The following is a 24,164-nucleotide window of genomic DNA, read 5'->3' as shown; positions in this document are numbered from 1 at the left end:
CTTAGGAAGCCTGCCGGAAGACATCGCCGCCAAAGGCCTGCACGCCCGGGTCGCCGGCCATCCCGAGCCGCGGCAGGTGGAAGATGTCCTCCATGGTGGCCAGCAGGCTGTAGTGGTTGTACGGCTGGTCCGATGTGGCCCCTGCCGGGCTGAACGGGGACAGCACCAGGGCACCCACCTTGCCGCCGGCTGCACCGCCTCCGGGGCTCCCGGCGTCTCCGGCGGACGGCCCGGCCGTGTCGCCCTCGGCCTCGTCGAAGGTGATGACCAGCACGCCGTCCTGCTTGTATGCGGGGGAGGACAGGATGGCCGGCACATGGGCCTTAAGCCACGAGTCCACGGCCCTCAGTCCCCCGCGGGTGCCGTCGGCGCAGGATTCGTCATGCCCGTCGTGGCAGAGGTTGGGCGTGATGTAGGCAAGGTTTGGAGTGGTGGCTGCGGATTTCAGGTCTTTTGCCAGCGCCGAAAAGTTCACCACGTTCTTCACGCAGTCCGGGGACGACGTGATGGCGTGGAAGTAGACGAAGGGGTTGTGGTGCGTGGAGTACATCTCGTCGGCGGTCGCCCGGATGTGGTTGTCGGGTTCGCCGGGGACCGGGTGCTCACAGGGCTGCTGCATGTCCTCCATGTACCCCTTCCACGTCTTGCCAGACGCGCTCAGCTGCCCGGCGATGGTCTGTGCCTGGTCCGGGTAGAGGCAGCCGTTGCCCTGCAGGGTGCCGTCCCCGTCGCTGCCCGTGGTGTTGAACTCCGTGTAGGTGCGGCAGTCCTGCTCCGTATTGTCGTTGGGCCGCTGGCCGGAAATCTGGGCCAGGTAGTTGGGCAGCGAGTTGTGGGCGATGCCGTAGTAGTTCTGCAGCAGCACGCCCTTCTTCCGGAGGGTTCCGGACAGGTAAGGCGCGGCGGAGTTGCCACCCCACACGGAGTCGTAGCTCTTGTTCTCCAGGTTGATCACGAATACGTGGCCGGGGGCTCCGGCGGCCGTGGGGGTGCCCTGCGGATCGACGGCGGTGCCTGGGGTCTCTGTGGGTGTTGGTTCCGCGTCGGGGCTTTCGGATGGCGTGGCGCTTTGGGAATCGGGAGGCGATGCCGGTGCTGGACCCTGGCAGGCCACGAGCCCGAACAGCAGCAGGGTCAGCAGTGGCAGCAGCGCGGGTGAGGGCCGCCGCCGAACAGCGGTTGAGCGGGCTGATATTCGGTACACACGCGGCCCCTGTCGTCGGTCTCTACAGCGCCCCAGCGTTGACGCCACTCTTGCATACAGATGCCGAGTTGTGCAGGGGCAATCGCTGTGAGTTGGCAGTGAATCAGGTTCCGGGTTGCCGCCGGTGCCGGGTTCAGGTGAACTTTCGGCGGTATACGGCGGCGGCGACTGCGCTGGCTGCCACGAGAAGTCCCGCCAGCCAGGCCAGGGCCGTCCAAATGCCGCTGCCCACGGCTTCCTGCGCCAGCAGGGCACGGATGGCATCGACGATGGACGTCACCGGCTGGTTCTCGGCGAACCAGGCCACCGGGCCGGGCATGGAACCGGTGGGAACAAAAGCGGAGCTGATGAACGGCAGGAAAATCAGCGGGTAGCTGAAACCGCTGGCCCCGTCCACGGTTTTCGCCAGCAGCCCGGCGATCACGGCGATCCAGGTCAGTGCCAGCGTGAAGAGGGCGAGGATTCCGACGACGGCGAGCCAGGCGGCCACGGAGGCTCCGCTGCGGAATCCCATCAGCAGGGCAACGCCCACCACGGCGGCCAGTGCCCCGAAGTTGGCGGCCAGTGACGTGAGCACGTGGGCCCACAGGACGCTGCCCCTGGCCACCGGCATGGAGGTGAACCGTTCGAATATGCCGCCCTGCAGGTCCAGGAACAACCGGTAGGCGGTGTAGGCGACGCCGGACGAGACGGTGATGAGCAGGATCCCGGGGAGCAGGTAGTTGACGTACGGGCCGCCGGAGCCGGTGTTGATCGCACCGCCGAACACGTAGACGAACAACAGCATCATGGCCACCGGTGTGACGGCGGTGGTGATGATGGTGTCCGGGCTGCGCAGGATATGGCGGAGCGAGCGTCCGGCCAGGACCCGTGTGTCGCTAAGGACATTGGTTGTCATGGCAGTTCCTTTCGTGCGCCGGTGGTGCTTTCGGAGCCGTCCTTGGCCGGGTCCCCGACGAGGGCGAGGAAGACGTCCTCCAGCGAGGGCTGCTTCTCGACGTATTCCACCGTGGCGGCCGGAAGCAGCCGCTTGAGTTCGGCCAGGGTTCCGTTCCTGATGATGGTGCCCTGGTGCAGGATGGCTATCCGGTCGGCCAGGTGTTCGGCCTCCTCGAGGTACTGTGTGGTGAGCAGCACCGTGGTTCCGCGGGCAGCAAGTTGGCGCACGGTCTGCCAGACGTCAAGGCGGGCCTGCGGGTCCAGGCCGGTGGTGGGCTCGTCCAGGATGATGACCGGCGGGCTGCCAACCAGGCTCATGGCGATGTCCAGTCTCCGGCGCATCCCGCCGGAGTAGGTGGACACCCTGCGGTTCCCGGCCTCGGTGAGGGAAAACCTGGCAAGGAGCTGGCCGGCAATCTCCCCAGGGCTCCGCAGGTGCCGCAGCCTGGCCATCAGCACCAGGTTCTCCCGGCCGGTCAGCACGTCGTCCACCGCGGCGAACTGGCCTGTGAGGCTGATGGAGCCGCGCACCCCCTCCGGCTCCGCGCCGGCGTCGTACCCGTTCACCAATGCGGTGCCCGCATCCGCCCGCAGCAGCGTGGACAGGATGCGCACCAGCGTGGTCTTCCCGGCGCCGTTGGAGCCCAGGAGCGCGAAAATGCTTCCCGGCGCCACGTCGAAGTGGACGCCCCGCAGAACGCGCAGGCCCTTGAACGACTTTTCGATGCCCTGTACCCGGATGGCGGGTGCCGGGGCCTGGTCATGGGTCATGGCCGGTCCTTTCCCTTGGCGGTGGTCAGGCGCCGTCGGCGGCGGCCCGGTTGATGGAGTCCGTCAGGCGCTGCCGCTCCTTGCTGATCCACTGGCCGTCGGAGTAGTTGCTGATGAAGGTTTCGGCGAACTCCACCGGATCGTCCCCCACGATGTCCCGAATGGCCGTACCGTCAGCGGCGGCCCCTTCCACCAGGTCCGCCAGGTCTTCGAGCATTTGCATGAGGACGTCGCCCTTGACGATGGCCCCGGCATAGGTGAAATAGCGCTCAAGGGCGTCAATGGTGGTGCGGTAGCTGCCGGGCAGCTGCTCTTTGCGCGCCTTGTACTGGCGCCAGCGCTTCTTGTCGTCGAACGGGCCGGTGACTTTCTCGATCCATCCCTGCGTCATGGTTGTTCTCCTTTTTCCTGTGGCTGGTTCTTGTTGTGGTGAAGGTGCTCTATCCGTTCGGCGATGAAGCTCCAGGTGCTCCAGAACTCGTCCAGGTAGGCGCTGCCTGCCGTGTTCAGTGTGTAGACCTTGCGGGGTGGCCCCTTTTCGGATGGGACCTTTGCGACGTCCACGAGGCCGCGCTGTTCTAAGCGGACCAGCAGCGCGTACACTGTGCCCTCGACAATGTCGGCGAAGCCCTCCTCCCGCAGCCGGGCCGTTATTTCGTACCCGTAGGCGGGCTGCGCGGCGAGGATGGCAAGGACGATGCCCTCCAGGGTGCCCTTGAGCATCTCGGTCATTTGCTTGCCCATTGGGGGCTCCTCATTACTACTTAGTGATGCTGACTACCAGTAGATAGTATCACTGAGTACCAGGAGTGCAAGGGCCTCGTAGGTCTTTCTGCCCTAGCACCCCGCTGTTGCCGGGCGTTGACTTAAACCGCGGGAAGCTGGGGCCTGCGGGGCGGACACGCACAGGGCGTGCCGCCCGCAACAGAAAGGAAAGTTCAGTGAAAAAGTGGTATCGGTGGCAGGACTACGTAACAGTCGCCGCCGGTCTCTTCACCGCTATTGCGGTCCTGTGGACGCGGCAGCAAAGCATGTCCACCACGCTCATGCTCCTCTTCGGCGGGCTCCTGGTGGTCAGCGGCGTCATCAACCTGGCCATGCCGGGAATGCCGGCGATGGAATGGGCACAGGCCGTGCTGGCCGCTGCGCTGGTCCTCTCGCCGTGGGTGGGGTCCTACACGGGCGCGACGGGCGCTGCATGGACATCGTGGATCGCCGGGGCAGTAGCGCTGGTGGTCACCGCGGTGGCCATTAAGCCCAGCACGGAAGCCCATCACAATCTCCGCATCTCGCATTAGCGGAGGCATCCGCCATGACTGAAGTGCTGCGTTACGAAGTGGGCTCCGGAACAGTGCTGGTTGAGACTGCGGACGACAGCTACGGCGTGGACCATCCTGCCCGCAATGAACAGGGGATCCTGGACACAGGCAGGCGGCTGGAAGACGCTCTTGCCAGCGTCCGCCCGGCCGCCCGCGCAGCACTGGAGGCCATGGCGGAACTCACCCCCGAACAAATAGAGATCGAGTTCGGGGTGAAGCTCGCGGGGGACGCAGGGGCGGTGATTGCAAAGAGCAGTTCCGACGCCCATTTTGTCCTTCGAATGTCCTGGAGCCCGGCGGCTGGAGCCCTGCCCGGGGAAGAAATCACGCATAACGGGTGATGACTATGGTTGCGTTTCATGACAGGTCCGACGCCGGGCGGCGGCTGGGTAAACGGCTCGCCCCCCTGCGCGGAAAGGACGTTGTGGTGCTGGGACTGCCCCGGGGCGGCGTCCCGGTGGCGTTCGAGGTAGCCAAGGCCCTGGACGCGCCGCTGGATGTGATCGTGGTGCGGAAACTGGGGGTTCCGTTCCAGCCCGAGGTGGCCATGGGAGCCATCGGGGAGGGAAATGTCCGGGTCCTGGATCCGCGCACCATTTCCATGGCCCGGGTGACCCAGGAGGACCTGCAGCAGGTTGAACGGCATGAACGCGCCCTGCTGGAAAGCAGGGTGGCGCGGTTCCGCCAGGGGCGCCGGCGCATCGACCTCACCGGCCGCACGGCCATCATCGTGGATGACGGCATCGCCACCGGCTCCACCGCCAGGGCGGCCTGCCAGGTGGCCCGGCAACTCGGTGCGGCAAGAGTCATCCTTGCCGTTCCTGTTGCCCCCGCCCGCGCCGTCGTGGAGCTCAAGGAACCGGACGACGTCGTCTGCCTGCTTTCACCCCAAAACTTCCAGGCCGTGGGCTACTACTACCACGACTTCTCGCCCACGGAGGATGGCGAGGTGGTGCAGCTGCTCGACGCCGCCGCGTCCCCGCCCCGCCACCGCGCCGAGGAAGGGGAAGACGGGAGCCTGGAAGAGAATGTTGAGATTCCGGCGGGAACGGTGACACTGCGGGGCAGCCTCTACCTGCCCGCCAGGTGTGACGGCACGGTCCTCTTTGCCCACGGCAGCGGCAGCAGCCGGCACAGCCCGCGCAACCGCTTCGTGGCCTCCGTCCTGCATGGGGCCGGCCTTGGCACCCTGCTCCTTGACCTGCTCACACCCCAGGAGGAAGTCAACCGGGCCAACGTGTTCGATATCGCCCTGCTGGCCCAGCGCCTCTCGTCCGCCACCCATTGGCTGGAAGCGCGCCACGACGGATCCGCCGGCCGGATCGGCTACTTCGGCGCAAGCACCGGGGCCGGCGCCGCTCTGTGGGCTGCAGCCGAGCCCGGCGCCCAGGTTGAGGCCGTTGTCTCCAGGGGCGGCCGGCCGGACCTTGCCGGGCCGCGGCTTCCCGCCGTGAAGGCCCCCACCCTGCTGATCGTGGGCGGGGCGGACACCCAGGTGCTGGCCCTCAACCGCCAGGCCATGGCGCAGATGCATGCCCCCACGCGGCTGGAGATCGTTCCCGGGGCCACCCACCTGTTCGAGGAACCGGGCACCCTGGCCATGGCGGCCACCCTGGCCGCGGACTGGTTCCGGCAGTACCTCCTGCCGTCCCCGGTGGGGCGCGCCCGGCCGGAGGCCAGGGAATGACGGCGGCCCAGGGCAACCGGGATGAACACGGCGGGGAACGGGCGGCGGAAGAAGCCCAAATCCGCAGCCTCGCCCACCCGCTGGCCACCGCCGACGACCTCGAACCGCTGGTCCGCCTCGCCGCCCCGGCCCGTTTCGTGTGCCTGGGCGAGGCATCCCACGGCACCCAGGAGTATTACCACTGGCGGGCGCTGCTGAGCCGCCGGCTGATCGAAGAGTACGGCTTCACCTGGATCGGTGTGGAAGGCGACTGGCCGGACTGCTGGCGCATCAACCGCTGGGTCCGGGGGAATCCGGACAGGAGATGGACGCGCGCCGGCTGCTGGCCGGATTCGAACGGTGGCCCACGTGGATGTGGGCCAACCACGAGGTGGCCGAATTCCTCACCTGGCTGCGCGAATGGAACCTCCGCCTGCCCGAACACCAGCGGACGGGCTTCTATGGCCTGGACGTCTATTCGCTGTGGGACTCGCTGCGGGAAATCTTCGCCTGGCTGGAGGCCAACGCCGCCGACGCCCTCCCGTCCGCCCTGCAGGCCTGGCACTGCTTTATCCCGTTCCGGGAGGACCCGCAGCGGTATGCCATGAGCAACCGGCTGGTGCCGCAGTCCTGTGAAGCGGACGTGGTGGCATTGCTGGCGGAAGTCCGGCGGCGGACGCTGGGCCGGATGCAGGACGATCCGGCGGCCTTCGACGCCATCCAGAACGCCATCGTGGCCACCAACGCCGAGCGCTATTACCGGACCATGGTGCGCGGCGACCAGCAGTCCTGGAACATCCGCGACCACCACATGAGCGACACCATCGAACGCATCGCCGCCCACCACGGGCCGGCATCCAAGGGGCTGGTGTGGGCGCACAACACGCACGTCGGCGACGCGCGGGCCACGGACATGGCGCTTGACGGCATGGTCAACGTCGGCCAGCTGGTCCGCCAGCGCCACCCGGGACAGGTGGTGCTGGCCGGGTTCGCGTCCTACTCCGGGTCCGTTACGGCCGCCGAATCCTGGGGTTCGCCGGAGTGGACCATGGATGTTCCGGCCGCAGTGCACGGGAGCCACGAGGACCTCCTCCACGAGGCGCTGGGCGAACCGTCGGTGCTGGTGTTCGGGCCGGAACGGGCCGGGCGGTGGCTGACGTCCTGGCGCGGGCACCGGGCCATCGGCGTGGTGTACAACCCACGCCGGGAGAGGGGCAACTATGTGCCCACCCGGATGGGCGACCGTTACGACGCGCTGTTCTGGCATCCGCGGACCGAGGCCCTGCGGCCGCTGCACCACGAGTACCAGCCCGGCGAACCGGAGCTCGAAACCGAGCCCTCGGGGTTCTAGCCCACAGCGGTTCCACCCATAACAAAGGAACATGATGGACCAGAGGAGCACCATGGCCACCGGAACCGAGGGGTCCACGCGCTGGCCTGCCATCACCAAGGACGTGGCAGCCTTCCCGGTCCAGCCTAATTTGGCCGATTATGATGCCGCCCGGCGGGACTTCAGCTGGGACCAGGCACGGCAGGCGCTGGCTGGGCTGCCCGGCGGCCGCGGCCTCAACATTGCCTACGAAGCCGTTGACCGCCACGTGGCGGAAGGCCGCGGCGGCAAGGAAGCCCTGCGCTTTGTGCAGGCCGACGGCGGCACCCGGTCCATGAGCTACGGCGACCTTGCGGACCAGACCAACAGGTTCGCCGCCGTACTTCGAAGCCTTGGGGTGGGGCGGGGCGAGCGGGTCTTCTCGCTCCTGGGCCGCAGCCCCGGGCTGTACGTGGCCGTGCTGGGCACCTTCAAGAACGGCAGCGTCTTCTGCCCGCTCTTTTCCGCCTTTGGCCCCGAGCCTGTCCGGCAGCGGCTGCACCTGGGGGCCGGCCGGGTACTGGTGACCACCAAAGCGCTCTACCGCAAAAAGGTTGCGCCGCTCCGGGACACCCTTCCCGAACTCCGCCACGTCCTGCTGGTGGACGCGGACGGCAGCCCCGAACCGGGAACCCTGGACCTGGCCCGGCTCCTGGCTGGGGCTGACCCAATCGACGCGGTCGCGGACACCCAGCCGGAGGACATGGCCCTGCTGCACTTCACCAGCGGCACCACGGGCACGCCCAAGGGCGCCATCCATGTCCATGGCGCCGTCGCGGCCCACTATGCCACCGGCCTCTACGCGCTGGACCTGCACCCCGATGACATCTACTGGTGTACCGCCGATCCCGGCTGGGTGACCGGCACGTCCTACGGCATTATCGCGCCGCTGGTGCACGGGGTCACCGCCATCGTGGACGAGGAGGAGCTGGACGCCGACCGCTGGTACCGCATCCTCGCGGAGCAGCGCGTCACCGTCTGGTACACCGCCCCCACGGCCCTGCGGATGCTCATGAAGGCAGGCGCGGAACGAGCCGCCGGGCATGTCCTCTCCGCCCTGCGCTTCATCGCCAGCGTGGGGGAGCCGCTGAACCCCGAGGCAGTGGTGTGGGGCCAGGACGTGCTGGGCCTGCCGGTGCACGACAACTGGTGGCAGACCGAAACGGGCGGGATCATGATCGCCAACTACCCCGCCATGGACATCCGTCCGGGCTCCATGGGCCGGCCACTGCCCGGCATCGAGGCCGCCCTGGTGGCCCGGGACGCCGACGGCAAGCCCGTGCTCCGGGACGGCCAGGCGGTCCTGGTTACCGAGCCGGACGCCATGGGGGAGCTGGCGCTGCGGCCCGGCTGGCCGTCCATGTTCCGCGGCTACCTCAACGAGGAGGAACGGTACCGGCGGTGCTTCGCGGGCGGCTGGTACCTCACCGGGGACCTGGCAAAGCGCGACGGCGATGGCTACTTCTGGTTCGTGGGCCGCGGCGACGACGTGATCAAGTCCTCCGGCCACCTGATCGGGCCCTTCGAAGTGGAAAGCTGCCTGATGGAGCACCCGGCCGTCGCCGAAGCGGGCGTGATCGGCGTGCCGGACCCCGTGGCCGGCGAAGTGGTCAAGGCCTTCGTGGAGCTCAAGCCTGGCAACGAGCCCACGGAGGAGCTGCAGCTGGACATCATCGGGTTCGCACGGAAACGGCTGGGCGCCGCCGTGGCACCCCGGCTGCTCGACTTCACCGCCACCCTGCCCAAGACCCGCAGCGGCAAGATCCTGCGGCGGCTCCTCAAATCCCGCGAGCTGGGGCTGCCCGAAGGCGACACCTCAACACTCGAATCACCGGCAGGACCGGCCATGACACTGAAGGACCAGCCGTGAGTACCCTCAAGAACCAGGCCGTCCCGGACGCGGAGCATGCCCTCCACCTGCTGCGGCAGATGCTGCGGGTGCGCCGGCTCGAGGAAAAATGCATCGAGCTGTACAGCGCCGCCAAGATCCGCGGCTTCCTGCACGTCTACATCGGCGAGGAAGCCGTGGCGGCCGGGGTGATGGAAACCCTGGCACCCGAGGATGCCGTGGTGGCCACCTACCGCGAACACGGGCACGCCCTCCTGCGCGGCGTCTCCGCCGGAGCCATCCTGGCCGAAATGTACGGCCATGCCGAGGGATGCTGCCGCGGGCGTGGCGGATCCATGCACCTGTTCGACGCCGCCACCCGCTTCTACGGCGGAAACGCGATCGTGGCAGGGGGCCTGCCGCTTGCCGTCGGCCTGGCGCTCGCGGACCGGATGTCCGGGCGCCAGCGGGTCACCGTCTGCTTCTTCGGCGAAGGCGCGGTGGCCGAAGGCGAGTTCCACGAAAGCATGAACCTGGCAGCGCTGTGGCAGCTGCCGGTGCTGTTCTGCTGCGAAAACAACCTTTACGCCATGGGAACCGCGCTGGGCCGTTCCGAGTCCCAGACGGACATCGCGCTCAAGGCCGCCGGGTATGAGATCCCCGCCTGGGCCGTGGACGGCATGGACGTGCTCGCGGTCGAGGAAGCAGCGAGGCGTGCCGTGGACGCCGTCCGGTCCGGCGGCGGCCCGCACTTCCTGGAACTGCGCACGTACCGCTTCCGCGCCCACTCCATGTTCGATCCGGAGCTGTACCGGGAGAAAGCCGAGGTGGCGCAGTGGATGGAACGGGACCCCATCAGCCTGCTGCAGGGTGCCATGCGGGCGGCGGGACGGCTGCCGGAGAAGGACTGGGTCGCACTTACGGCGGACGTGGACGCGGAGATCAGCACCGCCGTCGGGTTCGCCGAGAACGGGACGCCGGAACCGGTGTCCGAACTGGCGCGGTTCGTGTACAGCGACCGGGCGGAGAGTGACAGTGGCGATGTCAGTGCCGGCGACGGGGCCGGGAAAGGCAGGGCGGAAGGATGAAAACCACCTACCGGGAAGCCATGCGTGCCGCGCTGCGCGAGGCCATGCAGCGGGACGAACGGGTGTTCCTCATGGGCGAGGACGTGGGCCGGTACGGCGGCAGTTTCGCCGTGAGCCTGGGGCTGCTGGAGGAATTCGGGCCGGAGCGGATCCGCGATACCCCGCTGTCCGAGTCCGGCTTCGTGGGGGCAGGGATCGGGTCTGCGCTGGGCGGGATGCGGCCCGTCGTCGAGATCATGACCGTCAACTTCAGCCTGCTGGCGCTGGACCAGATCATCAACAACGCGGCCACCCTGCTGCACATGTCCGGCGGCCAGTTCAACGTGCCCATCGTCATCCGGATGACCACCGGCGCCGGCCGTCAGCTCGGGGCCCAGCACTCGCACAGCCTGGAGGGCTGGTACGCCCACATTCCGGGGCTGCGCATCCTTGCCCCGGCCACCCTGGCCGACGCCCGCGGTATGCTCTGGACCGCGCTGCAGGACCCGGACCCGGTGCTGATCTTCGAGCACGGTTCCCTGTACAACATGGCCGGCGAGATCGACGACGATGCCGGCGCCGTGGACATCGACAAGGCGGCGGTCCTGCGGCAAGGGAACGGCGGCGGGCAGGGCCTGACGCTCATCACCTACGGCGGCACCCTGCCCATGGTGCTGGACGCGGCCGGTCAGCTGGCCGGGGAAGGGATCGACGCCGACGTCATCGACCTCCGCTCCCTCCGCCCGCTGGACATGCACACCGTCCTCGCCAGCGTGGAAAAGACGCACCGCGCCGTGGTGGTGGACGAAGGTTGGCGCAGCGGCAGCATCTCGGCCGAGATCGCGGCCAGGATCGCCGAGCAGGCCTTCTTCGACCTGGACGCGCCGGTGGAGCGGGTGTGCAGCCTGGAGGTCCCTGTCCCGTACGCCAAGCACCTGGAGCAGGCCGCGCTGCCGTCCGTGGAGCGGGTCATGGCCGCCGCGCGAAGGGCCGTGGGCGCCGGTGGCTGAGTTCCGGATGCCGTCCCTGGGCGCGGACATGGAACACGGCAAGGTGGTGGAATGGCTGGTCAAGCCCGGGGACTACATCCACAAGGGTGACCTGGTGGCGGCCGTGGACACCGACAAGACCGTGATGGACATCGAGTCGTTCCAGGAAGGCGTGCTGGCCGAGTTCCTGGTGGACATCGGCGACACCGTGGACGTGGGCACCCCAATCGCCCGGATCACCGCCACGCCCGCCGAACTCCCGCCAGCCCCGCCCGCGGACCGCGAGGCAAAGGCAGCACCCCGGTCCGGCACCTTGCGCACACGCTGGGGGTCGACGTCGGACGCATCAGCGGCAGCGGCACGGACGGCGAGGTGACCAGGGCCGACGTCGAACGCGCCGCTGCGGCGCCCAGCACCCGGGCGCCGGAGCCGGCAACAGCACCCGAAACGCACCGGGTCCGGTCGTCGCCGCTGGCACGGCGGCTTGCCGCCGAACTCGGCGTCCAGCTGTCCGCGGTCACGGGGACGGGCCCGGGCGGTGCGGTCACCGAGGAGGACGTGCTCGCCGCCGTTCCGCCCCGGGGACGGCCAGCTAAGGAAGCCGGTGCGGAAAAGCCCGCGGCAGCACCGCCGTCGGAAGCCCAACCGGTGGAAGCCCCAACCGTCGAAGCGCCGCGCGGAACCCCGGAGGAGGAGCCACCCGGGCGGAAACGGACGACGGCGGCCGGCGGCAAGGCGGAAAGCCTGCGGCAGGCCATCGGCGCGCTGATGTCCCGCTCCAAGAAGGAAATTCCGCACTACTACCTGTCCACCACCCTGGACCTGGCGGCGGCGATGGCGTGGATGCAGGCGGCGAACCAGCAGCGCCCCGTGTCATCGCGGCTGGTGCCGTCGGCCCTGCTGCTGAAGGCCACCGCGCTGGCGGCGAAGGAAGAACCGGACATGAACGGGTTCTTCACCAAGGGCGCGTTCCATCCCAGCAGTGCCGTCCACCTGGGCGTCGCCGTTGCCCTGCGGCACGGCGGGATCGTGGCCCCGGCGGTGCACCACGCGGACACCCTCAGCCTGGACCAGCTGATGGACCAGCTGCGGGACCTGGTCGGCCGGGCCAGGGCGGGGCGGCTTCAGCGCGCGGAGATGGCCGATCCCACCATCACAGTGACCAACCTCGGGGACCTCGGCGTGGAAAGCGTGTACGGGGTGATCTACCCGCCGCAGGTGGCCATGGTGGGCTTCGGCAAGGTGCTGGAGCAGCCGTGGGCGCACAACGGGATGCTCGGCATCCGGCACGCCGCCATCGCCACCCTGTCCGCGGACCACCGGGTCAGTGACGGGCTGCGCGGCGGGCGTTTCCTGGCCCGCATCGACGAACTGCTGCAGGCGCCGGAAAAGTTGTGAGCAGCGGGAGCCGGACGGAGGAGGAGCCATGAACGAACAGGATGCGCGCCAGGCGGTGGAGGCCGCCATCGGCAAAGTGGCGCCCGACGTGGGTCCCGAGGACCTGGAGGGCAGCGCCAGGCTGCGCCAGGACCTGGAACTGGACTCGCTGGATTTCCTCCGCCTGGTGGAGGTCATCGCGGAGAGCACGGGAGTGGACATCCCGGAGGCCGACTACCCTGCGGTAGCCACCGTGGACGGCCTGGTCACGTACCTGGCAGGGCACGGGTGAATACCCGGAAGAAGCGCCGCCGTTGGGGCCGCCGCCTGGGGATCGCGGCGCTGGTTGTCCTGGGGCTGGTCCTGGTCTCGGCGATGGCCAACGCGGCCCTGGAGGCGCAGGAGAAGGCAACCATGCCCGGCTACGGTGAGCGGGTGGCGGTGGCCGGGGGATCGTTGAATGTGGTCCGCAATGGAAACGCGGCAGCACATCAGGGCCCGCCTCTCATCCTGCTCAGCGGCCTGGGAACCGCCGCGCCCGGCCTGGACTTCACCCCGTTGATCCGCGAACTCGGCGACTTCGATGTGATCGTGGTGGAAGGGTTCGGCTATGGCTACAGCGACATGGAGGCCAGCGCGCGGACCAATGAGAACATCAGCAACGAGCTCCATGAGGTCCTGTCAAAGCTCCAGGTCCGGCAGCCCTATGTCCTGGCCGGCCACTCTATCGCCGGGTTCTACCTGCTGGACTATGCCAACCGTTACCGCCCGGAAGTCTCAGCGGTGGTGGGCATCGACGCGACAATTCCCAAACCGGGGGACCATCCGGTGGAGGAGCCGCAGCCCGGCATCAACTGGGCGAAGCTGGTGGCCGCAACGGGGCTGGTCCGCGACGTTGCCGCCGTGGCGCCGGGCCTCTTCGATCCGGACAGCAACGCCTATTCCGACGAAGAGCTGAAGCGGATGCGAACCATGATGATCTGGAACTTCGGCAACTCCGCGGTGGCCGATGAAACGGCCCGCATCGCAAACAACGCTGCGGCGCTCCGCGGCGTCACATACCCCGCAGACCTTCCGGTCCTGGCCTTCATCGCTGATGAACAGAATGACAGGACAGCCACTAAAACGGCCGCGGCTGAAGACCTGCTGAGGAACATCACGCGGCACCAGGTGCTGCCCCTTGAGGGCGGTCATTACCTCCACTGGACGCAGTCCGGGCGGATGGCGGCGGAGATCCGGCGGTTCGTTGCCCCCGGCGGCTAACGGCCGGCTTTATCCCGTGGCGTGGTCGCTGCCCCGCATTCGGACGGCAACCACGGCGCCGGAGGCTGCGGTAAGGATCGCGACGGCGGCGATCGCGGCGGGGATGCCGTAGAAGTCGGCGAGGACACCCGAGAGGAGGGCACCGACGGCGAATCCGCCGTCGCGCCACAGCCGGTAGACCCCCACGGAGCGGGCCCGCCAGGCCGGGTGGGCCACGTCTCCGATGGCGGCCAGCAGGGTGGGGTAGACCATGGCGGTACCGAGGCCCAGCACGACGGCGGCGGCGAGCCACGGCCCGAAGCTGTGCGCTGATGCGACCACTCCCAGTGCCACGGCCTGCACCAGCATGCCGGCCGCGATGAACCATTTCCGTCCCCACCGGTCCGACGCGGCGCCGGTGGCCAGCTGGGCGGCACCCCAGGCGGCGGGGTACGCGGCCGCCAGGATGCCGATCTGGCCGAGGTCCAGGCCTGCGCCGGCGAACAGGACGGGGAAGAGGCCCCAGGCCAGGCCGTCGTTGAGGTTGTTGACCAGGCCGGCCTGGCTGGCTGCCGAAAGGGATCGGTCCCTGAAGCTGGTGAGGGTAAACACCTGGCCCGTGGAGAGGCCGGCATGGGCGTTGCTGTGGACGCCGACGTGTTGTGAGGCCTCAGCCATGGCATGGTGTTGGGTCTCCCGGACAGCCACGACAGTCAGGCCCAGTCCCAGGGCAATGAACGCGGCACCCAGCAGGAACGGGGCCGGGCGGAGGCCGTAGGCAGTTGCCAGGTAGCCGGTGGCCAGCGCGGTGGCGGCCACGCCCAGGTAGCCCGCCGCCTCGTTGAATCCCATGGCCAGGCCACGCTGCCTGGGGCCGACGAGGTCCATCTTCATGATCACGGCCGTGGACCAGGTGAGGCCCTGGCTGATGCCCAGCAGCACGTTGGCCGCCACGATCCAGCCCCAGGACTGGGCGAAGATGAGCATCAGCGGTACGGGCACTGCCACCAGCCAGCCCGCCACGAGGACGGGTTTCCGGCCGTACCTGTCCGAGAGCGTGCCGGCGAAGTAGTTCGTCGCGGCCTTGGACAGGCCGAAGGCCAGGATGTAGGTCAGCGCGCCCGTGTACAGGTCCAGATGGAACGTCCGGGATGCGAGCAGGGGCAGGACGGTGCGTTCCTGGCCCAGGGTGCCGCCCACCAGCGCGTTGACAGCCACCAGCAGCATGAACTGCGCCAGGTTCTGCCGCAGGCCCAGCACGGCACCGGCTGTTCCGGTGGCATGGCGGGGGAGGGTCCTGCCCGGCATGGGGTGCTCCGTTCGTGGGGACGTAAGGTGGCCCGGGCGTGCGGGGGCACGCCCGGGCCGGGTCCGGACGCGCGGGGGACGCGCCCGGACCTGAACCCGGGCAGGAGGGGGTCCTGCCCGGGTGGTCTTGGGTGGAGTGGCTAGGCGGCGGGGACGCTGTTCTGCCAGGCGTTCCAGGCGGCGTAGCTGCCATCGAGTTCGACGACGTCGTACCCGGCCCGGCGCAGGGCGCTGGCGGCGACGGAGTTCCGGACGCCCGACTGGCAGTAGGACACGATGGTGACGCCGGCCGGCAGTTCATCCAGGTGCCACATGAGGCGGCCGCCGCTGAGCTGGTACGCGCCCGGGACATGCCCGGCCTTGTACTCGGTCTTGTTGCGGACGTCCAGGAGCATCGCGGCGTCGAACTTCCCGAGTTCCTCCGGCTGGATCAGCTTGGGAGTGAAGGTGGGCAGGCCGTCCATGCCGGTGACGTAGCCGGCCACGTTGTCGATGCCCACCCGGACCAGATGGTCCCACATGTCCTGGGCCTGGTCCCGGTCCTTGGCAAGGAGCACCAGCGGGTTCTTGTCCGTTTCCGGGTTGACCACCCAGGCGCCGTAGCTGGCCACGGACATCCCGGCGGGGACGTTCAGGGACCGGGCCACCGTGCCGCGGTGGACTTCGTCATTGGAACGGGTGTCGATGAAGGTCAGCGTGTCCTCCGCCAGGCCATTGGCCACGACGGCGGCGTCCAGTTCCTTCAGCGGAGCGCGTTCGCCCATGACGGCCGGCCCCACGCGGTTTTCGCGCTTCATGCGGCCGAAGTAGGCGTGGGCGTCGGGCTGGCCGTCCAGGAGTTCATCGATGAAGCCCTGCTCGTCATTGGCGGCGAGGTACGGGCCCCACCAGGCGTAGAGGCGTTCGTAGCCCACGGTGGAGGACGGGATGGCGCCGAGGGCCTTGCCGCAGGCGCTGCCCGCGCCGTGCGCGGGGTGGACCTGGACGTAATCCGGCAGGGTCAGGAACTTGTCGCGCAGGCTGGCGAAGAGCTGCCTGGCGCCCACGAAGCGGGTGTCCACGCCGCCGGCTGCTTCGTCCAGCAGGTCAGGCCGGCCCAGGTCGCCGGAGAACACGAAGTCGCCTGAGAGCAGGTAGCCGGGCTGGTTGCTGAACGCGCCGTCGGTCACCAGGAAGGACAGGTGCTCCGGGGTGTGGCCCGGGGTGTGGACCGCCTTGATGGTGATGTTGCCCAGGGTGATGGTGTCGCCGTCGTACAGCCGCTCGCCGTCGAATTCGTACTGCCAGTCCGGGCCGCCCTCGCCGGAGACGTAGATCCTGGCGCCGGTGGCAGCGGCAAGTTCGCGGGTGCCGGAGAGGTAGTCGGCGTGGATGTGGGTCTCGGTGACGGCCACGATCTTCATGCCGTTTTTCGCGGCGAGTTCCTGGTAGACGGCGATGTCGCGGCGGCCGTCTACCACGATGGCTTCACCCTTGGCCTGGCAGCCGATCAGGTAGCTGGCTTGGGCCAGGTCTTCGTCGTAAATGCGTTCGATAAGCATCTGGTGCTCTCCTTCGGGTGAAAGGGGATGGAGGGGTTCTGAATCAAGTATAGATACCCCCGGGGTATAACGCAACGAGGGGAACTGATGTGGCCGCCGTTGGCTCAGGCGTGCTGGTGGCCGGCTTCGGCGCGTAGTTTGTCCATGTCCAGGTTCTTGACGGCCTGGATGACTTCCTCGAGGCCGGTGGCGTTGAGTGCTCCAGGCTGGGAGAAGACGAGGGTCTTGTCCTTGAAGGCCATCAGGGTGGGGATGGAGGTGATGTTTGCTGCGGCGGCGAGGGCCTGTTCGGCTTCGGTGTCCACCTTGGCGAAGGTGATGTCCGGGTGGCGTTCGGCGGCGGCGCCGTAGGTGGGGCGAACATGCGGCAGGGCCTAGGTGGTGGGGAGTCCGGCGCGGGTCCACGCGGTCATGCCGCCGGCCATGGTGTCCGCCTTGTAGCCGACGCCGTTGAGGGCTTCAGCGACGGCGGCACTGCGGTTGCCGCTGCGGCAAATGGCGATCACGGGCACGGCCGGGTCCAGTTCGGACAAGCGGGCCTGCAGCTCGCCCATGGGGATGTGCAATGCGCCGGGGATCATCCCTTCGGCGACTTCGAAGTCCTCGCGGACGTCAAGGATCCGGGCGGTGGAGCGGCGCTGGTCGGTTTCGGTGATGGTGATTTCAGCCATGGTGGTTCTCCTTTGAAGTGGTTTCGGCTGGGTTGCCGGGTGGTGTTGCTTGCCTGGCGGACGGGCTCGCCGGCGTGGCGCCATGCGGCCATGCCGCCGCGTACCGAGTAGGCGTCGTACCCCTTGGCGGCCAGGAGGCGTGCTGCTGAGGCGGACCGTACTCCGGAGGCGCAGACGGCGATCACGGGGCGGGTCTTCTGGATCCCGGCGGTGCTGGCCTGCAGCCGGTCCAGGGGGACGTGCTTGGCCTGCGGCGCCCGGCCGGTCCGCCATTCCTGGGCTGACCTGACGTCGATCAGGGTGGCCCCCGAGCCCAGGAGTTCCTTGGCCTGCGCCACGGATACCGTCTTGTAGGGCTTGCTGAAGGCTTTTTTGAGGGAATCGATGAGTCCCATGGTGTTCTCCTCTTGGTGGGTCAGGCGGTGACCGTGCCGGCGGTGACCCATGCCGCGACGGCGAAGATGAGTACCGCGAATGAGATGCGGATGTGCTTGTCATGCAGGCGGCGGGCCAGCCGCGCGGCGACGACGGATCCCAGGATTGCCGGGACCGCGAACGCCAGGGTGGTGGCCCAGTCGACGGTGTAGCCGGCGGCGTGGGCGCTGAAGCCGGCAGCGGAGTTGACCACGATGATTGCCAGTGACGTTCCGACGGCCTGCTTCATGCGCAGGCCCAGGAAGATGGTCAGCGCCGGGGTGATGAGGAAGCCGCCGCCCACGCCGAGCAGCCCGGTGAGGAACCCGACGAGCAGGCCAACGCCTACGGCCTTCGGGGCGCAGGAGCGGAACGCCCGGTGCGGCCCCGTGCTGCAGGACCCTTCGGTTTCACGGGGTTTCATCAGCATCCGGATGCCTGCGGCCACCATGATTCCGGCGAACGCCAGCATCAGGAGGTTCGGGTCCAGCAGCTTGCCCACGGCCGCGCCGGCCCAGGCCGCCGGAATCCCGGCGCCGCCGACCAGGGCGATCACGGGCCAGTTCAGGCCCTCCCGGATCCTGGGGAGCAGGGCCGTGAGCGAGGATACGCCCACCACCAGCAGCGACGTCGGAATCGCCTGGGCGGGGCTCATGCCCACGCCGTACACCAGGGCCGGAACGGCGATGATGGAGCCGCCGCCGCCCACGACGCCCAGGACGATGCCGACGACAAGCCCCAGGCCCAGGGCCGGAATCATGCCGCGGCGTCCTCTTCTGCTGCCGGAACGGGAAGCTGGAGGATGGCGCTTTCGCGGGTGGGCTCCTTGGCGGCCTTGTTCCACGGCATGGCCGAAAGGGCCTTGCCCATGGCGCAGGTGTTGGTTGCGGCCGAGAACGTCAGGCCGGTTCCGATGGCGCCGGCAAGCATGCGGACCTTGGGGGAGACGAACTTGCCGCCCACCAGGCCCAGCATCACCAGGGAGCCTGCGGCCAGGCGGACCTGGCGCTCCAGGTCCCAGCGGTCCTTGCCCTTGACCACGTCGCCGCCCGCGGCGGCGAAGCCCGGAACGCCGCCGGTGAGGACGTAGGCGGTGTCGAGGCCGACGGTGGCCATCCGCTGCCGTGCCTGCTCGGCGCGGACGCCGGACTGGCACACCAGGACCACGCGTGAACCCAGCCGGGCGGCGAGCTCATCGGTGTGCTCCGAGAGCAGCGGCAGCGGCACGTTGTAGGAGCCGCGGATGTGCATGGACCCGAATTCGGCGGCGGAGCGCACGTCGATGACCACGAGGTCCTGGTGCTCCGTGAACCAGGACCGGAGGGTTTCGGGGGCAAGCGCTGTAACGGCGGTTGCTTTTGAAGGGGAAGTCATTGATGCCTCTCGGAGGGGATGGGCTGGATACCCCACCGAGTATCACAGATACCCCCGGGGGTAGTCAAAACACCCGGAGGGGTATACAGTTGACGGGAGCACCCCATCAATGGAGACCCTTCTTATGGAACTGAACCCAACCGAACTCACGCCCGTGATCAACCGCCTCAAGCGCGCCCAGGGACAGCTCGCCGCCGTCACCCGGATGCTTGAAGAAGGCCGGGACTGCAAGGACGTGGTCACCCAGCTGGCCGCCGTGTCCAAAGCCCTCGACCGCGCCGGCTTCGCCATCATTGCCACCGGGCTGGAGCAGTGCATCACGCAGAAGGACCAGACCATGGACCGGAAGGACCTGGAGAAGCTCTTCCTCTCCCTGGCCTAATCAGCCTGCAATATCAGCGGACCGTCGAATATCCCGAGGAGCACCATGACGTACACCCTGGCCACCACCGTGTCCCTGCCTTGGGCGGAAGCGCTGGAGCGCACCCGCGAGGCCCTTGCGGCACAGGGCTTCGGGATCCTGACGGAAATCAACGTCCGGTCCACCTTCGAAGCCAAGCTGGGCGCCGAGGCCGCGGACGCCGTCGGGGATTACGTCATCCTGGGCGCCTGCAATCCGGCCCTTGCCAGCCGTGCCCTCGCAGCCGAGCCGGAAATGGGTGCGCTGCTGCCCTGCAACGTGGTGGTGCGGCGTAAGGCCGATGCCACCGAGACCACCGTCGAGGCCATTGACCCGCAGGCCATGGTCCAGCTCAGTGACGCTGCCGCGGTCAAAGAGGTTGCGGACGACGCCGGCGCGCGCCTTCGGAAGGCCCTCGCCAGCCTGGGGTGAGGCAGGCGAAGTCCGCACCAGACTTCTTGTGGCGACGCGCTTGAACACCTGCGACGCGCATATTCCCCAGCGCTCGGGCTATTCGGGCAGCGCCGGGGAATGTGGGTGTCGAAAGTGAGCGTGGGCAGCGGGAAGCTCTCGGGAGCGGTGGCGGGTCTCCAGCTGGACCACATCGCGCGCGAAGGAATACGTGAGCAGCGCCAGCGCCACCGCCGGGAAGGCGGCAGCCCACGGGATACCAGGGAGAAGCGCCACCAGCAGCGCCAGCGGTTGGAAGGCTCCGATGGCCTTGCGGGAAACACTGGGCGGCAGCGGCTCACGCAGGTGCGGCCTGAAGAACGCGGCGGCCGTGAACACGTAGTACATGCCCCCGATCGCCAGTGTCCACGGGCCCGCCACCGCCGCGGCCGCGATGGACAGCACAAGCACCAGCGCGGCGTCGGTGGCGGCATCGAAGCGTGCTCCCGCCGGGGACGCTGTCCCGGTCCGCCTCGCCACGGCGCCGTCCAGCCCGTCCATCAGGAAGGCGACGCCGCCCAGGACCGGCACCAGGAAACTGCTGCGCCCGGTGAACAGTTCCGGGACGGCCACCACGGCGCAGAGTGCCACCAGGACGGCACGGAGCAGGGTGACGCGGTCTGCCGGAGTTGAAAAGCGCGGGATGCGCTGCAGGACAGAGCCGACGGCGGCCGCGGTCACCAGGGCACCCGCACACAGGCCGGCCATTTGGAGGACCGGTCCGGAGGCGGACAGGGATGACAGCCACAAGGCCGGGAGCGCGTAGGCGGCCAGGGTTGCCACCGCGTCAGGCATCGCGTGCCTGGACATCGCCCATCCGGCTGCGCCCATCTGCCACCTCCCCCGCATGCTGGCAACGGCTCCGGCGATCGTCACGGCCGGCGACGCCCGGGACGGACCCCCGTGCCGCCGTCGGCCCTTCTCCCGCGGCCGCTACGGACCAGGCCCGCCAGGGCCAGCAGCGATCCCGCCCCTTCGGCGACGGCGCTGAGGGTTTTCGAGAAGAACCATACGGGATCGTACATTGCCGGAATCGGACCTATGGCCGGGATGTCCACGTATCTGTAGAGCATGACGGCGGCGAAGGCGCTCAGTGCCACCGCCAGGGCGAGTGCATAGGCGGCGCGGCTGCCGCGGACCAGGACATAGAGGCCGGCCACCAGGGCCGCCGCGGCTTCGAGCAGGAACAGGGTGCCCTGGCTGATGGTGCCCGGCTGCGCGGCCTGGTAGCCCGGGGCCAGGAAGAGATGGACGCCGGCATCGATGAACAGCGCCAGGGCGGTCAATAAACGTAGAGCCACGTCTATGTATACGCCCGAAGTTCCCTCCCGGTTCACCCCGGACCCTTATATCTGCGGGTTTTATGGGGAATATTTAGGGGCATCCGCAGTCTTGCCCCTGTAGCGGGCAGCGAAGCCTGCGGCCCTACGAGTAAGGAGAATGACAATGACCCTTCCCCAGGAACTCACGCCGGGAACATGGCTCCTGGACATGTCCCACAGCGAGATCGGCTTCAGCGTCCGACATGCCGGAATCAGCAAGGTCCGTGGCCGCTTTACCCAGGCCAGCGCCGAAGCCAGGGTGGGGCGGTCCCTGGAGGAGTCCTCGGTGCATGCCACGGTGTCCACGGCAAGTTTTGACTCCGGTGACGCCAACCGTGACGCACACGTGAAGGGCGCGGACTTCTTCGACGTCGAAAAGTATCCCGAAATGACGTTCCGCGGCACCCACATCGAAGGGGACGGGGAGGAATACACCCTGACGGGGGACCTGACCATCAAGGGCGTGACCCGGCCGGTGGAGCTTGAGGTTGAGTTCACCGGCGTCGCCGTGGATCCCTTTGGCGCCACGCGGGCAGGATTCTCCGCGGAAGCCGAAATCAGCCGCAAGGAGTTCGGGCTCACCTGGAACGCCGCGCTGGAAGCCGGCGGCGTGCTGGTCAGCGACAAGGTCAAGATCAACCTCGAGGCGGCTCTGGTCAAGCAGGGCTGACAGGCCGGACCGCGGCAAGGAAACGTCAGGCAACCGCCGTGGACCTCCGCCTGGTCCCCCGTGTGCTGTTCCTCCGGGCTGCGTGGCGGAAACGGGACCGCTGGGACGCCGCCCGGATCGCCGCACACCAGGACCATGCCCTGACGGAACTGCGCCGGGCGGCCTACGCCGGCTCGGAGTTCTACCGCCGCCACCATGCCGGCCTGCACGACGCTCCGCTGGACCGGCTGCCGCCCGTGACCAAAGCAGACCTGATGGAGCACTTCGATGAGGCCATCACCACCCCGGACCTGACGCTGGCGGAAGTGGAAGGCCATCTGCGGTCGCTCGTCGAGAGCGGTGGGGACCCCGGACTGCCATGGAAGGGCCGCTGGTGGGCGGCGGCGACAGCCGGGACCACCGGCCGGCGCGGAACGTTCGTCTGGAACCGCGCGGAGTGGGCTACCGTCCTGGCCTCGTACGCCCGCGCGAACGACTGGGCAGGGTTTACCCTGGGGCTGACCCGGCCGCTGAAGGTGGCCCTGGTCAGCTCGCGGGTCCCCACCCACCAGTCAGCCGTCGTCGGCGCATCGGTGCGCTCCGGAGTGGTCCCCACCCTTCGCCTGGACGTCACCGCACCCATGGAGGAGAACGTCGCCGCCCTCAACCGGTTCCAGCCCCGGGTCCTCGTCGGTTACGCCTCAGCGCTCAAACCCCTGGCCGCGGAACAGCTGGCAGGGCGGCTGCACATCGCGCCGCAGGGGGTGATGTCAGCCTCCGAGGTGCTCAGCGCCCAGGCCGCAGCGGAACTGGAATCCGCGTGGGGCAGCGCCCCTTTCGACGTCTACGCCGCCACCGAAACGGCGGGGATCGCATCCCCCTGCACCTACCGGAACCGCCACGTTTACGAGGACCTCCTCATCATCGAACCCGTGGACCAGGCCGGCAACCCCGTCCCGGCGGGGACAACCGGGTCCAAGCTCCTGGTCACCGTCCTGTTCTCCCGGACCGTGCCGCTGATCAGGTACGAGATGTCGGACACCGTAAGGCTCGGCGGCAGGGGCTGCCCCTGCGGACGCAGTTTCACCGTCATGGAGGATATCGAGGGGCGCATCGAGGACGTCCTGCAACTGCCGGGCAGGACCGGCACCGTCAACGTGCACCCGAATGTCTTCCACCAGGTCCTGGACCAGGCGGCCGTCGCAGGCTGGCAGGTCATCCAGGAACCGTCCGGGCTGCGGGTGCTGCTGGCCGGACTCGCACCCGGGCAATCCGAGGAAGGCGTCCGGGCTGCGGTGACCGCCGCCCTTATGGCTGCCGGCGCGGCGCACATGCCCGTGGACATCCGGCTGGTGGAGCGGCTTGAACGGACCGCCCTGGGGAAAGCACCATTCGTGCGCGCCTGGAAAAACCGGCCCTAAGGTGCCCCCGGACGGAGGCAACCGGCCCGTTGACGCCCGGCCTACACCGGTTCCGGCCGCACCTTCACGTTGCCCAGCGAGCGGATCAGAGCGACGGCGGTGATGGACCCGGCCGCCATGATCGAGGCCAGCACCACCACCTGGAACCGGCCGGCCTCCAGGGGCGAGGCGCCGCCGAAGATCGCGCCCACGAACGCGCCGGGAAGGGTGACCAGCCCGGTGGTCTTGGTTTGGTCCGTGGACGGGATCAGGGCCGAGTGCACTGCCTGCCGCGACTGGAGCAGGGTGGCCTGCCGGGGCGTCGCCCCCAGCGCCAGCCAGCCCTCCACCTGGTCCCACTGCTCCAGGACGGCCTCGAAGAAACGGCGTCCGGCCAGGGTGGCGATGGTCATCGAGTTGCCGATCACGATCCCGCCCACAGCCAGCAGGTACCGCGGCGCGAATTCGATGGCGCCCGTTCCAAACACGACGGCCACCGTCACCAGGATGCCGGCAGCCATGGTCACCGCCACCAGGGCGAAGCGACGCCAGGACCAGGTGAGCCTTCGTGTTGCCGTCACGGACGCTACGGTGAACATGACCAGCAGGGCCACCCCCACCCACAGCGGGTTGCTGATGACGCCGCCCAGCACCAGGCTGATGGCCACGAGCTGGGCTGTCCCGCGGAGGATGGCCAGGGCAGGGGAGAGGTACGACGGCGTCCGGGCGCCCCAGAGGATTCCCACCGTGAGTGCCGCCAGGATGGCAAGGGCCACCAGGGTGGGCAGCAGGGCGGAAAGGGCGGGCATGCCGCCAGCTTACTGAGCTACCGCGGCTGCCCCTGCCACGCCCGCTCACACCCGG

Annotated in this window: 27 protein-coding genes and 3 pseudogenes; 15 read left to right on the top strand and 15 right to left on the bottom strand. The window is 68.6% G+C overall.

Annotated elements, in window-relative coordinates; translation table 11 throughout:
• Position 1 precedes the first annotated feature (1 nt).
• From OUO20_RS12905 to OUO20_RS12885, 5 genes are all read right to left on the bottom strand, one after another.
• Positions 2-1,204, bottom strand: a complete 1,203-nt coding sequence (locus tag OUO20_RS12905) for an alkaline phosphatase family protein (protein ID WP_261377463.1) — start codon at positions 1,202-1,204, stop codon at positions 2-4.
• 133 nt (positions 1,205-1,337) lie between these two features.
• A complete protein-coding gene (locus OUO20_RS12900; protein ID WP_268001893.1) occupies positions 1,338-2,102 on the bottom strand; it encodes an ABC transporter permease in 765 nt (254 codons plus the stop codon).
• Positions 2,099-2,914 carry an ABC transporter ATP-binding protein gene (locus tag OUO20_RS12895; protein ID WP_268001892.1) on the bottom strand — a complete coding sequence of 272 codons (816 nt, stop codon included), beginning with the start codon at positions 2,912-2,914 and terminating at the stop codon, positions 2,099-2,101. The genes OUO20_RS12900 and OUO20_RS12895 overlap by 4 nt, the downstream gene beginning before the upstream one ends.
• Positions 2,915-2,939: 25 nt before the next feature.
• A complete protein-coding gene (locus OUO20_RS12890) occupies positions 2,940-3,305 on the bottom strand; it encodes a DUF1048 domain-containing protein (RefSeq protein ID WP_268001891.1) in 366 nt (121 codons plus the stop codon).
• Entirely contained in the window at positions 3,302-3,658 is a 357-nt protein-coding gene (locus OUO20_RS12885; RefSeq protein ID WP_223992555.1) for a PadR family transcriptional regulator, read from the bottom strand. The genes OUO20_RS12890 and OUO20_RS12885 overlap by 4 nt, the downstream gene beginning before the upstream one ends.
• Positions 3,659-3,855: 197 nt before the next feature.
• On the opposite strand from OUO20_RS12885, the gene OUO20_RS12880 reads away from it, so the two are divergent.
• The 11 genes and pseudogenes from OUO20_RS12880 to OUO20_RS12830 all read left to right on the top strand — a co-directional run bounded on the left by OUO20_RS12880 (position 3,856) and on the right by OUO20_RS12830 (position 13,792).
• Positions 3,856-4,212: an SPW repeat domain-containing protein gene (locus OUO20_RS12880; protein ID WP_144601347.1), complete on the top strand. Its 357-nt coding sequence runs from the start codon at positions 3,856-3,858 to the stop codon at positions 4,210-4,212.
• A 14-nt stretch (positions 4,213-4,226) separates the two neighbouring features.
• On the top strand, positions 4,227-4,574 hold the full coding sequence (locus tag OUO20_RS12875) for a CU044_2847 family protein (protein WP_018768809.1): 348 nt from the start codon (positions 4,227-4,229) through the stop codon (positions 4,572-4,574).
• A 5-nt stretch (positions 4,575-4,579) separates the two neighbouring features.
• A complete protein-coding gene (locus tag OUO20_RS12870; RefSeq protein WP_018768808.1) occupies positions 4,580-5,920 on the top strand; it encodes a phosphoribosyltransferase in 1,341 nt (446 codons plus the stop codon).
• Positions 5,917-7,250, top strand: a pseudogene (locus OUO20_RS12865) (erythromycin esterase family protein). Before OUO20_RS12870 ends, OUO20_RS12865 begins: the two are co-directional and overlap by 4 nt.
• Before the next feature lie 52 nt (positions 7,251-7,302).
• Positions 7,303-9,138, top strand: coding sequence for an acetate--CoA ligase (gene acsA, locus OUO20_RS12860; RefSeq protein WP_268003431.1), 1,836 nt, complete (start codon positions 7,303-7,305; stop codon positions 9,136-9,138).
• On the top strand, positions 9,135-10,184 hold the full coding sequence (gene pdhA / locus OUO20_RS12855) for a pyruvate dehydrogenase (acetyl-transferring) E1 component subunit alpha (protein ID WP_268001889.1): 1,050 nt from the start codon (positions 9,135-9,137) through the stop codon (positions 10,182-10,184). Before acsA ends, pdhA begins: the two co-directional genes overlap by 4 nt.
• Positions 10,181-11,173, top strand: a complete 993-nt coding sequence (locus tag OUO20_RS12850; protein WP_268001888.1) for an alpha-ketoacid dehydrogenase subunit beta — start codon at positions 10,181-10,183, stop codon at positions 11,171-11,173. Before pdhA ends, OUO20_RS12850 begins: the two co-directional genes overlap by 4 nt.
• Complete coding sequence (locus OUO20_RS12845; protein ID WP_268001887.1) at positions 11,166-11,528, top strand: biotin/lipoyl-containing protein; 363 nt, start codon at positions 11,166-11,168, stop codon at positions 11,526-11,528. The genes OUO20_RS12850 and OUO20_RS12845 overlap by 8 nt, the downstream gene beginning before the upstream one ends.
• Positions 11,477-12,550 (top strand): dihydrolipoamide acetyltransferase family protein, encoded by a 1,074-nt coding sequence (locus tag OUO20_RS12840; RefSeq protein WP_326498094.1) that lies wholly within the window; start codon positions 11,477-11,479, stop codon positions 12,548-12,550. The genes OUO20_RS12845 and OUO20_RS12840 overlap by 52 nt, the downstream gene beginning before the upstream one ends.
• A 28-nt stretch (positions 12,551-12,578) precedes the next feature.
• Positions 12,579-12,821 carry an acyl carrier protein gene (locus tag OUO20_RS12835; RefSeq protein WP_018768802.1) on the top strand — a complete coding sequence of 81 codons (243 nt, stop codon included), beginning with the start codon at positions 12,579-12,581 and terminating at the stop codon, positions 12,819-12,821.
• Positions 12,818-13,792, top strand: a complete 975-nt coding sequence (locus OUO20_RS12830) for an alpha/beta fold hydrolase (RefSeq protein WP_018768801.1) — start codon at positions 12,818-12,820, stop codon at positions 13,790-13,792. Before OUO20_RS12835 ends, OUO20_RS12830 begins: the two co-directional genes overlap by 4 nt.
• Positions 13,793-13,801: 9 nt before the next feature.
• Here the strand turns inward: OUO20_RS12830 and OUO20_RS12825 are convergent, their stop codons facing one another.
• The 7 genes and pseudogenes from OUO20_RS12825 to OUO20_RS12795 form a co-directional block, all read right to left on the bottom strand.
• Positions 13,802-15,079, bottom strand: a complete 1,278-nt coding sequence (locus tag OUO20_RS12825; RefSeq protein WP_018768800.1) for an MFS transporter — start codon at positions 15,077-15,079, stop codon at positions 13,802-13,804.
• Positions 15,080-15,219: 140 nt separating this feature from the next.
• Positions 15,220-16,620 (bottom strand): MBL fold metallo-hydrolase, encoded by a 1,401-nt coding sequence (locus OUO20_RS12820; protein WP_268001886.1) that lies wholly within the window; start codon positions 16,618-16,620, stop codon positions 15,220-15,222.
• A 104-nt stretch (positions 16,621-16,724) separates the two neighbouring features.
• A pseudogene (locus OUO20_RS12815) lies at positions 16,725-16,993 on the bottom strand (thioredoxin family protein); the annotation flags it as partial.
• A 1-nt stretch (position 16,994) separates the two neighbouring features.
• Positions 16,995-17,291 carry a rhodanese-like domain-containing protein gene (locus OUO20_RS12810; protein WP_018768797.1) on the bottom strand — a complete coding sequence of 99 codons (297 nt, stop codon included), beginning with the start codon at positions 17,289-17,291 and terminating at the stop codon, positions 16,995-16,997.
• Positions 17,292-17,347: 56 nt separating this feature from the next.
• Positions 17,348-17,686 (bottom strand): annotated as a pseudogene (locus tag OUO20_RS12805) (rhodanese-like domain-containing protein); the annotation flags it as partial.
• Positions 17,687-17,706: 20 nt separating this feature from the next.
• Positions 17,707-18,465 (bottom strand): sulfite exporter TauE/SafE family protein, encoded by a 759-nt coding sequence (locus OUO20_RS12800; protein ID WP_018768795.1) that lies wholly within the window; start codon positions 18,463-18,465, stop codon positions 17,707-17,709.
• A complete protein-coding gene (locus tag OUO20_RS12795) occupies positions 18,462-19,079 on the bottom strand; it encodes a rhodanese-like domain-containing protein (protein ID WP_134164064.1) in 618 nt (205 codons plus the stop codon). Before OUO20_RS12795 ends, OUO20_RS12800 begins: the two co-directional genes overlap by 4 nt.
• 124 nt (positions 19,080-19,203) lie before the next feature.
• Here OUO20_RS12795 and OUO20_RS12790 point away from each other — a divergent pair, with 124 nt between their 5' ends.
• On the top strand, positions 19,204-19,461 hold the full coding sequence (locus OUO20_RS12790; RefSeq protein WP_018768793.1) for a metal-sensitive transcriptional regulator: 258 nt from the start codon (positions 19,204-19,206) through the stop codon (positions 19,459-19,461).
• 45 nt (positions 19,462-19,506) lie between these two features.
• Positions 19,507-19,911, top strand: a complete 405-nt coding sequence (locus tag OUO20_RS12785) for a DUF302 domain-containing protein (RefSeq protein ID WP_134164063.1) — start codon at positions 19,507-19,509, stop codon at positions 19,909-19,911.
• Between the two features lie 78 nt (positions 19,912-19,989).
• On the opposite strand, the gene OUO20_RS12780 is transcribed toward OUO20_RS12785, so the two are convergent.
• Positions 19,990-20,760 carry a CDP-alcohol phosphatidyltransferase family protein gene (locus tag OUO20_RS12780; protein ID WP_268001885.1) on the bottom strand — a complete coding sequence of 257 codons (771 nt, stop codon included), beginning with the start codon at positions 20,758-20,760 and terminating at the stop codon, positions 19,990-19,992.
• A gap of 41 nt (positions 20,761-20,801) precedes the next feature.
• A complete protein-coding gene (locus tag OUO20_RS12775; RefSeq protein ID WP_268001884.1) occupies positions 20,802-21,215 on the bottom strand; it encodes a hypothetical protein in 414 nt (137 codons plus the stop codon).
• A 160-nt stretch (positions 21,216-21,375) separates the two neighbouring features.
• Here OUO20_RS12775 and OUO20_RS12770 point away from each other — a divergent pair, with 160 nt between their 5' ends.
• Both OUO20_RS12770 and OUO20_RS12765 read left to right on the top strand, forming a co-directional pair.
• Complete coding sequence (locus tag OUO20_RS12770) at positions 21,376-21,921, top strand: YceI family protein (RefSeq protein ID WP_018768789.1); 546 nt, start codon at positions 21,376-21,378, stop codon at positions 21,919-21,921.
• 38 nt (positions 21,922-21,959) lie between these two features.
• The gene (locus OUO20_RS12765; RefSeq protein WP_268001883.1) at positions 21,960-23,321 is read left to right on the top strand and encodes a phenylacetate--CoA ligase family protein; all 1,362 of its coding nucleotides are present in this window, start codon (positions 21,960-21,962) and stop codon (positions 23,319-23,321) included.
• 41 nt (positions 23,322-23,362) lie between these two features.
• On the opposite strand, the gene OUO20_RS12760 is transcribed toward OUO20_RS12765, so the two are convergent.
• Positions 23,363-24,109 carry an ABC transporter permease gene (locus OUO20_RS12760; RefSeq protein WP_268001882.1) on the bottom strand — a complete coding sequence of 249 codons (747 nt, stop codon included), beginning with the start codon at positions 24,107-24,109 and terminating at the stop codon, positions 23,363-23,365.
• Positions 24,110-24,164 lie beyond the last annotated feature (55 nt).

Source organism: Arthrobacter sp. FX8, assembly GCF_026723805.1.
In the GTDB taxonomy this organism is placed as follows: Bacteria; Actinomycetota; Actinomycetes; order Actinomycetales; family Micrococcaceae; genus Arthrobacter.
Note: the sequence above shows the minus strand (reverse complement) of the source record. Positions and strands in the feature narration are given on the sequence as shown.